The following is a 9,018-nucleotide window of genomic DNA, read 5'->3' as shown; positions in this document are numbered from 1 at the left end:
GAGTTCCACGGCGCCGTACCAGTCGCCGGCCCGCTGCCGAAGCTCCGACAGGTGCGCCAGCGCGTCGAGGTTCCCGGCCTCCACCGCCCGCCGGCACAAGGTCTCGGCCCCCTCCCGGTCACCGGCCCACTGCCGAAGCTTCGCCAGGTGCGCCAGCGCCTCGAGGTTCCCGGCTTCGAGAGCATGCCGGTAGAAGGTTTCGAGTCCCTCCCAGTCACCGAACTGCTCCCGCAACCGGAGCGGAGTGGCCAACGCCCCGGTTCCACCGGCTTCGGCGGCCTCTCGGAGCGTGGCTTCGGCGTCTTCCAGGTCGCCGGCCCATTTCTGCATGCGGGCCAGGCTCATCAACGCGTTGGTGTCACCGGCGTCCGCCGCACGACGGTAGAACACCGCGGCACCCTCTTCGTCGTCGGCCCACCACCTCCGCATGTCCGCCAGCTCCGTCAGGGCACTGACCTGTCAGGGCACTGACCTGTCCCAACTCGGCGGCCCGCAGGCGGAGACGATGGGCCCACCACATGCGGAGCCGGTCCTCGGCCCGTCGGGCGAGGGCGAGGAGGGTTTCGGGATGGGGGAGATGAGCGAGGGCGGCCCGCCAGAAGGAGGCAGGTGGGTACGACAGCTGTCGGGTGATCCTGCCGTGGTGTTCGAGGTAGTCGGCGAGACGGAACAGGTGACCGGCGGGACCGGCGGGACCGGCCGAGGGCCCGGGCGCGCCCGGCCGTGCCCTGTCCGGCCGGGGACTGACACGGCCCAGGGGCGCCTGTTTGCCGTGGACGGGGTCCGCCAGATCGGTGTAGGAGACCTCGGCCCAGTCGTCGGGGAGCTGCTCCCAGTCGTGGTCGGTGAGGTAGTCGGTGGCGGCCGCGGTGAGGAAGTCCTGGGGGAGGTGAAGGCCTACGCCGAAGCGGCGGGCGTCCATCGCGGCCTCCAGCAGGGCCCGGCCGGCCGGGGTGCCGTGCTGGTAACGACGCAGGAGTTCGGGTGCGCCGGCCAGGTCTTGGGCCAGGCGGCCGTGTTCACCGGCTCGCGTGAGGGCGTCCGTGAGCAACCGGTCGCCGTCGTGAGCGAGCGCCGTCGCCGCCCGGATCGCCTCCCGGTCGAAGGTGTCGGGGACGCTGACGGTCCGCCCGGCCAGCAGTTCACGGACCCGGCTGTGCGGATCCGGGTCCCCCGGCCGGGGCAACGCGATGTACCGACGGGCGTACTCGGGCCACAGCGTGCCCAGGATCAGCACCGGGCCGCGCGCGGGCTGGGTGAGCAGGGCGTGGAGAGCGGCCGCGATGCGCTCACCCGCCGGAGGGCCGTCGAGGTAGTGCTGCGCCTCGTTGAGCCACACCACCGTCCGGGGCCCGACGCGTTCCAGGTCGGCGAGTGCCGCTTCGGCCCGTGTCGGGTCGTAGGGATGCCACAGCCGCCAGCCGCGGACGGCCAACGGCTGCACCGCCTCCCAGCAGGCCCGCGTCTTGCCGGTGGAGGACGAGCCGACCAGGACCAGCATCCGGCTCCGCCCCTCCTGGACCTCTGTCACGGCATCGGCCAGGACGCGGTCATGGGCACGGGACACATAGCCGGACAGCACCCGCCGTGTCCCTGGGAGGGATCCGGCCCGGCCCGTGATCCCCGCAGGGTGGACTTCCAGATCATGCGGGTCCCACGAGGGGATCGGCTTGCCCACGTCCCCGTCGGCCGTGGAGGCCGAGACGCCCTCCGGAGGAGGCGCCGGCGTGTACGGGCCGCCATCAGCGGTCCCCGCGCCGGGGGATGGGCTCTGCGTTTTCCCTGCACGCACAGGTGGCGCGCCGGCCTCGCCATCGACGGCGGCCGTATGGATGAGGAAGACGGCAGCGCGCTGCCGAAGCTCCAGAAGCTCCACGGCCGACAGCCGCAGGGCCTTGGCGAGCGCCACCACCGTGTCCTCGGACGGGACCAGACCATCGGCCCGCAAGGCCTGGTGGACCGTGGTCCGGCCGAGCTTCGCCCGGACGGCGAGCTGGGACACGGTCACCCCCTGCAGCGCCCTCTCCTCGCGCAGGCGGCGGCGCAGCTCGGCCAGTGCGGTGTTGTCCTCGTACGGCATCCGGCCCCCGGGTCGCTCGTGTTCGCCGGTGTTCATCATCGTCCGCCGTGAACCACGGCGAACAGTGCTTGCGGGAACGTCGGTCGTGTCAACATCCCCCCTCTCGAAGGAGATGACGTGACCCGACTCGTCGCCGTACTGCTCGCCGCTGGTCTGGTGGCGGTATGGGCGTTCCTGGCCGCCGCTTGCGCCGGTGTCCTGGCCCGCATGGACGGCGCCACCTACCCCGCGGCGGTGACCCGTGCCGCCGCCGCGTTCGCCGCCGTCCTCACCCTGTCCGCCGTCGTCGCCGGCGTGCTTTCCCAGCTCTTGTGACACCTCCGTCCACGGTGCTGTCAGGCCTGGGGTCGGTCCACTACGACTTCTACCGGCCCAAGGTCAACAACGGCCGGCCCCCCCCGCGCCCGTTCCATTTCCGCATCGACCGCCACGACCGCGTCAACGCGCCTGTGCGCCGCCGCGGTAAGCGGATCGCCGCCCCAACCGGCCGCATGGCCGTCGAGGGCGCCGCCGAGATCGTCACCCGCCAGGCGGAGGAGCGCGCGGTACCCACGGGAAGCAGCCGAGGAGCCCGTACCGCCGGCACGCCGCAGTCACCCGGCCCAGGTGCGGGCGGACTCGGAGCAGCGCCGCCGCGCTGGGCGAGCTCAACGACCGCCAGCACACCAGGGGCGCACGTTCGACACCGTTGCGATCCGCGGGGCAACCGATTCCGACCAGCATGCCGCCGAACGGGCTGCTACCGTCCCCTGCGTGAGAGCGCTGGTGTATGACAACGCATTCCGTGGGCGCGCCCGGCGCAGGCAGGCCTGGGGGTTCTGTCTGTTGGCCGCCTCCGCCGGCATCTGGCTCTGGATCGCCGCCCAGTTGGTGCTCCCCTACTCTGTGACGGGAGGCGACGATTCGAAGTGCCAGTCCCGCGTGTTCTACACGAAGGAGACCGACCGGGGCCGCCCCTACGAGGGCTACGCCGACGCCGAGGGCACCCGTTGCACCGCCGAACGCGACTGGGCGGGGCTCCTCGCCCTGCTGCTGCTCTCACTCCCGACGGCCGTGGTGGGCACGGTCCTCTACACCTCGGGCAGTACAGGGCATCGACTCAGCGAACACGCGGCAGAGGTCAACCGGCTGAAGGAGTTCTCGGCTTAAGGCCACCGGCAGACCTCGGCCTCCTCACGGACCGACATCTGCGGGCCGGCCTGGTGTACGCCTTCTCCGGCCCATCGCATCGCCCGCAAGGGAATCGAGTCCTCCCCACGGCTCGGCCGCCATCGCTGGATCATGGCCATGGCCTGGCTCGCTGGCCCCCGCCGACACCACCGCCGCCGCTACGACCGTAAGGCCGAACCGCATCAGCGCACCAATGTGCTACGCCGACGCTGCACCGGCCCTGCTGCACCAGGCCGCTGAGCAGCGATTTCGACGAAACCTGTTCGACCGGGACACACCCTGAGGCAATCATGGGCGAGTGACGTCGACCGAAGCAGCAGCAATCGCTCTACAGGACCATGCCGCCCTCTGGAGTGCGGGGGAAATCAGTGCCGGCGAGGTCGTCGACGCCGCCTGTGACGCGCTCGTCGCCGGACTCGACACCCCCGGCCTTCGCATGCTTGCCGCCTGCACCCGCGCCGAGGCGGGCTACGACGTCTACGACCTGCTTCCCCCAGCGCTCGACGAACTCGGCCTCATCCTCCATCCAGTCGCCGACGTGGCCGCCCAAGAAGCCGTCGCGCGAGCGCTCGCACGACGCGTGCTCTCCGGCGAGCTGAAGCCCTGGGAGCTCACCTTCCGCCTTCATCAGCGCTACGGGCACGAGCTGCCCCTGACACAGCGGCTTGCCGAGCTCGACGAGCTTTACGCGTTCCTCGAGGACGGCGACAGAGCCGTGGACCAGGTCAATGCCGAGGTCATGGCCGAAGCCCGCCGCCTAGCAGCCCACCCGGGCGTTCCCACCGGACCCGCTGACATCCCCAGCTGATGCGCCGCGCGGATCGGAGAGGGCCTAGGGATGCCGTGGGGCGGCTCGGTGGTGATCACCTGGAAGGCCCGCCGGGGCGCGGTGCTGCTGCCGGGTTCACCAGTGGGTGAGGTCCACCACGTGGCGGCAGTGCGGCCAGGAGGGCGGTCAAGGCTCCTCCGGCTGCCAGGGACCTTCGGGCCAGTTGACCACGGCCCCCTGTAGGGTGACGGAACGAGAGAAGAGCACGATGGATCCCCGCATACCCCGCCTGCGTCGCAAGCTGGCCGCGATCCCCTTCCAACCCCTGCGCAGTCACTCCTTCGGGGAAGAGAAACACGAGTTTCGCCTCGGTCCGAAGCTGGCGGAAGCGCGCGTCGCCGCATTCGAGGCCGATCAGGACATCGCCCTGCCCGACGCCTACCGGCAGTTCCTCACGCAGATCGGAGGCTCAGGGGCGGCCCCGTTCTACGGCCTCATGCCGCTGGAGCGATGTTCCCTGCGGGTCATGAAGCCGCGCGGGGAACCGGGGAAACCCCGCGGCTTCGACGGTAGAAACCCCAGGGGCCACGGAGGCGATCTCTTCCTCCACATCATCGAGATGGGCTGCACCGACCTGTGTGTCATCGGCGTGACCGGTCCCCTCACCGGTCGCATCCTCGTCGGAAACGGCGACGGATACTGGGGCCCCAACGTCTCCTCCGCCACCGACTTCCTCGACTGGTACGAACGCTGGCTCAACCACATGAGCGCCGGACGCGACAACCGGGCCCTGGAACTTACCTCTCCGAGGCTTCTCGCTCATCCCAACCGCCATCGCCTGGCTCCGAAGCTCTGACGGGGTTGTGCGTCGGAGGTGGCGGCAGGGTGCCCGTCGTCAATCCAGTTTGAGGAGCCGGATGAGCGTGGCAGGCTTGCGCGGTGATCGTTGACCTGGCCCCTCGTTTCCTGACCTGGGACGACGTGGACCCCGCCCGCCAAGCCTTCGACGGCGCGTCCGTGGCGCGGACGGTGCGTTCGCTCGGACCGGCCCGGCGCGTACCCACCCGCCCGGACGTTCGTTTCGGTGATCCCACGATGGCTGCCTGGGTCAGTGGCGAGGCCGAGTCCTGGGCGGACGCCATGTCGTTCGCCCTGGTCGAGCACTACGGCCGGTGGTCCGTCGGGTGGCGCTGGGCGCACGACGAGGGTGACTTCGACGGCGGACCGGTGGGGAACTGGTGCTGCCCGCGGGACTCGATCACCACGCCGGAAGAAACACTGGCCCGTGTCGAGGCGGCCCTGCGTGAGTGGCGGGAGTGGTTGGAGACCCTCGCCGGCTGGTTCGAGGCGTACCCGCTGGACCTGTGTGCCGTCGAAGACCAGAGGATCCTGTGGGAGCGTGCGGCGCGCAACCTGATCCTGCAGGTCGTCGACCGTACCGGGTGCGGCAGCGGCTGGCACGGTCATTGCCGTCAAGTGCTCACCTGGTTCCTCGACCGCTGGGGAGTCGCGCGGGACACCGCCCGGGGCCTGGTCGACAAGGCGATCGGGGGAAGGTTCCGCAGCTGGACCGGTCCTGACACGGTGGTGGTCGACGACGTCGCGGAGCAGCTCGCGCTCTCCCTACGGCCGGGGGACGGCGAGACCCGAGCGGACAGCCCGGCTCAAGACCACGTGCAGCACTGGCTCGCGGTCCGCGCGTCCGTGGCGTGGGGCGAGATCCCGGACAGCGGTGCGGACGGACCGGTTGTGCCCCTCCGCGACGGTGCGGCGGAGGACATCCGGGCCTTCGACGGTGCCATCGATCCGGCCCGGGCCGAAGGCCTCCTCAGCGCCCTGGAAATGCTCCGGTCCGACGCGGCACGCGGAGCGCGACTCGACCACGCACTTCTCAGCAGATGGCAGCAGCACGTCCTGGGCACGCCGCAACCGCCTCCGTTCCGTGCCTCGCCCGCCTTCGCCAAAGGGGGCCGGGAGCGCTACGGCATCGGACCGGACACAGCTGCCCGCTTCGACACCTGCCTGGCCGAGAGCGCATCCGGCACCGGCCGTCCCCTCGGCCTGACCGCCCGCGCCGCCCGTGCCTACCTCGACGTCTGCTTCTTCCATCCCTTCGACGACGGCAACGCCCGGTCCGCTTTCCTCGCTCTCGTCTTCGTCCTGGCCCGGGAGGGCGTCGCGCTCGACGGAGTCGGCCTCCTGCGCCGCGTCACCTTCGAGGCCGGCGACCCCCAGGACCCGCTGATCCTCGTCCGCTACATCAACATCCACCTTGACGAGACCCGCCGCCGGGCCGCCGACGCCACCGGCTCGGCACCAAGGTCGTAGGCGCGTTTGTCGAAGTGGACCGGCCACCGGACGGCTTCCAGCAGGCGTCACCCCGGCAGGGCTGAGGGGCCGGCCTCTGGCCTCTCAGCGCGGAAGCGGAAACCCCGCCTGTCGTGTCAGGTGGCGGACGGGGTGACTGCCGGTGACAGCGGTCCGGCCAGGAGGCGGGTGAGCATCGTCCGCAGCTGCCGCGTGTCGTCCTGGGGCAGGGGCGGCAGTGGTGGCCTTGGTGGCCCGGCCGGGCGGTCCTGGATGGCCAGACCTGCTTTGACGGTCCGGGGGAGACCGTGGCGGATGATGAACCGCAGGAACGTCAGCAGCTGTGGCAGCAGGGCGTCCGCACGGTCGTGCTGCCCTCGGCTGACAGCGGTGTGGAGCCGACGTCTGGCTTCAGCACTGCTGCCTCTGTGCACCCTGCCGAGGGCGAAGGACGTGGGCACACCGCCCGTCACGCCTCCCTGCGCGAGCACAGTGAAGCGGCCCTCAAGACCAACCTGGGTGACATCGGGCTCGATCTGAACGGGCAGAACGCCTCCGCACCGTCACCTCCTTCACCTGCCTGGCAGCCGAGAACCTCTTCGACAGGATCACCTGCCACCGCCTGACCACCGGGTGCTGAAGGTGCTCCAGTGCGGAGACCCGCCTGGGACCGGCTCCGGCGGTCCGGCCTACAGGTACGGGAAGGAGAGCCTGCCCCACGGCTGCACCCGGCGATGAGACGGTGACGTACCACAAGGACACCCATGCCATGGCCAACGTGGGCACTGGTACCTGGAGGAGGTCGCCCGGCCCGGAACGGATCACGCGAACGGTGAAGGTGACGGCGCCCCCCCGCAAGGAGCTCACCCTCCAAGACGTGACGATCGCCGGAAGGTAGGCCGCACGGATCCCTCGAAGGGCCCGGCCGGTTACAGGGTCTCGAGCTGGTCGTTAATGCAGTCATGACCACGTTTCGAAAGATCATCACGGGTGTGGCCACGGTCGCCGCAGCCTTCGGCGGAGTTTTCACGGCCGGGCCGTCCGCAGTGGCCGACGGCAAGTGGTGCAACCACTCCGTCTGCATCGAGACCTACGACACCGGAACCTACCTGGGCAGGGTCGAGGTGTCGGTCACCAACACCAACCAGCCGAACCGGATCTCCGCACGCGTGTGGACCACCAACAACTGGAGCGCCAACACCAAGGTCGAAGACGTCGCCAAGTTCCGCACCTACCGAGACCAGGTCTATCCCCAGCGCCACTTTCCCGCCGGCACCCGGCTGTGCGCCGAAGGCTTCCGGGGCGGTGAGAGCGTCGGGCTGCCCTGCGTAACGCTCACCAACTGACGCAGGGTCTTCGCGGAATGTGAGCACTTCGAGAACTGGGCACCGCAGTTGTCCATCAAGGCCATCCACGGTGCTCAGCCACAGCCACCCGAACTCCGGCTCTCCGTCGGGGCGGATCAGCAGCCCGGCCCCGGTCAGGTGGCCGGATGCCGCTGCGGGTGGAGGCCGTTGCCACGGCCGCCGACAAGGACGGCGACCGTCGCCTCAGCGCCGGCTGATTCGCAATGACGCGCCGGCGTGTAGCACCTCATGCTGATCCCGCCACCGGCGACCCCTTTGCGTCGTCCGGTCGGGCAACAACGGCTCGATCCGCGCCCATTGCGCGTCAGGCAATGGCACGACCAGACCAACGAGCAGACGCCGCGGACTTGACCGGCGAGATCTTGAAGGACGGTCCGGCGCCTTGAGACCGGCGGCCGGGGAAGGTCGCGGCGGGTGCGTGCGTTATGTGTGTGATCTTGGAAAGTCATGACCACCGAGGAGGACGCAATGATCCGCCTGTCTGCCCAGCCCATGACGTGGGTGGCCGCCGGGGACAGCATCACCCAGGCCGTACTGCACACCCACGGCGCACGCGGCTGGGTGGAGCACCTGCAGGAACGCATCAGGTGGGAGCTGGACCGGCTGACCGACATCGTCGTCAACAGCGGTGTGTCCGGCTGGCGTGCCGTGGACGTGCTCGGTTCGTACGACCACCTCATCGGCCGCTTCGCGCCCGACGTCCTTTCCCTGTCGCTCGGCACCAACGATGCGCGGGCCGGCCTGGCCGGGCTGCCGGAGTTCCGCGACGCCATGCGACGGATCATCGACCGGTCGGGCGCACAGACCCAGACCGTCCTGCACACGCCGGTGTTGGTCAGCGTGGCCGGCCGCGAGGCCCGTGGCGAGCTCCCGGCGTACGCACAAGCCGTACGCGAGATCGCTGAGGAGACCGGGGCCCTGCTGGTCGACCACGAGGCCCACTGGCGCGCGCACTTCGGCGACGCTGATCCCATCTCCTGGCTCGACGACCCGGCCCACCCCAACGCCGCCGGCCACCTCCAGATGGCCGAACACACCCTGCGGGCCCTGGGCCTGGGTCCCATGTCGCCCCGCTACTGAGCAGCTTCGCCCCGGGGCTGACGGGGCTCCGCGGCCGTGATCGGAGCAAGGACGCCTCCCGCAGCTTCGGCCTCGACGTCCAGTGCGCGCCGTCCGGGGACCTGCAACGCCGGGACCAGGACGGCAAGCGCAAGCCCGTCCTGGTCCCGGGGCTGGCGAACAGGGACGCCTCCGACGCCGCCACTCTGCGGCAGACCCGCCAGAATTCCGCCAAGCCCCCGTGCTGGCGTGTCCTGGCCCGGGGC

General features: G+C 70.5%; 9 protein-coding genes and 2 pseudogenes. 8 read left to right on the top strand and 3 right to left on the bottom strand.

Features of this window, described 5'->3' with window-relative positions:
• Both VR44_RS41435 and VR44_RS24390 read right to left on the bottom strand, forming a co-directional pair.
• Positions 1-345, bottom strand: a pseudogene (locus tag VR44_RS41435) (hypothetical protein); the annotation flags it as partial.
• Positions 346-358: 13 nt separating this feature from the next.
• The gene (locus VR44_RS24390; protein WP_157880391.1) at positions 359-2,119 is read right to left on the bottom strand and encodes a helix-turn-helix domain-containing protein; all 1,761 of its coding nucleotides are present in this window, start codon (positions 2,117-2,119) and stop codon (positions 359-361) included.
• 78 nt (positions 2,120-2,197) lie between these two features.
• On the opposite strand from VR44_RS24390, the gene VR44_RS24385 reads away from it, so the two are divergent.
• From VR44_RS24385 to VR44_RS24365, 6 genes and pseudogenes are all read left to right on the top strand, one after another.
• Positions 2,198-2,395 (top strand): hypothetical protein, encoded by a 198-nt coding sequence (locus VR44_RS24385; RefSeq protein WP_045949731.1) that lies wholly within the window; start codon positions 2,198-2,200, stop codon positions 2,393-2,395.
• 510 nt (positions 2,396-2,905) lie between these two features.
• Positions 2,906-3,229, top strand: coding sequence for a hypothetical protein (locus VR44_RS24380; RefSeq protein WP_245692143.1), 324 nt, complete (start codon positions 2,906-2,908; stop codon positions 3,227-3,229).
• A gap of 75 nt (positions 3,230-3,304) precedes the next feature.
• Positions 3,305-3,433 (top strand): annotated as a pseudogene (locus VR44_RS47460) (IS5/IS1182 family transposase); the annotation flags it as partial.
• Between the two features lie 115 nt (positions 3,434-3,548).
• The gene (locus tag VR44_RS24375) at positions 3,549-4,058 is read left to right on the top strand and encodes a hypothetical protein (RefSeq protein WP_045949729.1); all 510 of its coding nucleotides are present in this window, start codon (positions 3,549-3,551) and stop codon (positions 4,056-4,058) included.
• Between the two features lie 229 nt (positions 4,059-4,287).
• Complete coding sequence (locus VR44_RS24370; RefSeq protein ID WP_045949728.1) at positions 4,288-4,875, top strand: SMI1/KNR4 family protein; 588 nt, start codon at positions 4,288-4,290, stop codon at positions 4,873-4,875.
• Between the two features lie 83 nt (positions 4,876-4,958).
• Entirely contained in the window at positions 4,959-6,347 is a 1,389-nt protein-coding gene (locus VR44_RS24365; protein ID WP_045949727.1) for a Fic family protein, read from the top strand.
• Between the two features lie 116 nt (positions 6,348-6,463).
• On the opposite strand, the gene VR44_RS45255 is transcribed toward VR44_RS24365, so the two are convergent.
• A complete protein-coding gene (locus VR44_RS45255) occupies positions 6,464-6,787 on the bottom strand; it encodes a beta/alpha barrel domain-containing protein (RefSeq protein WP_157880390.1) in 324 nt (107 codons plus the stop codon).
• Between the two features lie 501 nt (positions 6,788-7,288).
• On the opposite strand from VR44_RS45255, the gene VR44_RS24360 reads away from it, so the two are divergent.
• Both VR44_RS24360 and VR44_RS24355 read left to right on the top strand, forming a co-directional pair.
• Positions 7,289-7,672, top strand: coding sequence for a hypothetical protein (locus VR44_RS24360; protein WP_045949726.1), 384 nt, complete (start codon positions 7,289-7,291; stop codon positions 7,670-7,672).
• A gap of 489 nt (positions 7,673-8,161) precedes the next feature.
• Complete coding sequence (locus tag VR44_RS24355; RefSeq protein WP_052713798.1) at positions 8,162-8,773, top strand: SGNH/GDSL hydrolase family protein; 612 nt, start codon at positions 8,162-8,164, stop codon at positions 8,771-8,773.
• Positions 8,774-9,018 lie beyond the last annotated feature (245 nt).

The sequence above is a fragment of the Streptomyces katrae genome, assembly GCF_000966975.1.
GTDB classification, from domain to species: Bacteria; Actinomycetota; Actinomycetes; order Streptomycetales; family Streptomycetaceae; genus Streptomyces; species Streptomyces katrae.
This window is presented reverse-complemented; position numbering and strand designations above follow the sequence as displayed.

Coding starts and splice junctions, on each gene's coding strand:
- VR44_RS24355 (WP_052713798.1), top strand. CDS start 8,162: ATGATCCGCCTGTCTGCCCAGCCCATGACGTGGGTGGCCGCCGGGGAC.
- VR44_RS24370 (WP_045949728.1), top strand. CDS start 4,288: ATGGATCCCCGCATACCCCGCCTGCGTCGCAAGCTGGCCGCGATCCCC.
- VR44_RS24360 (WP_045949726.1), top strand. CDS start 7,289: ATGACCACGTTTCGAAAGATCATCACGGGTGTGGCCACGGTCGCCGCA.
- VR44_RS24390 (WP_157880391.1), bottom strand. CDS start 2,119: ATGATGAACACCGGCGAACACGAGCGACCCGGGGGCCGGATGCCGTAC.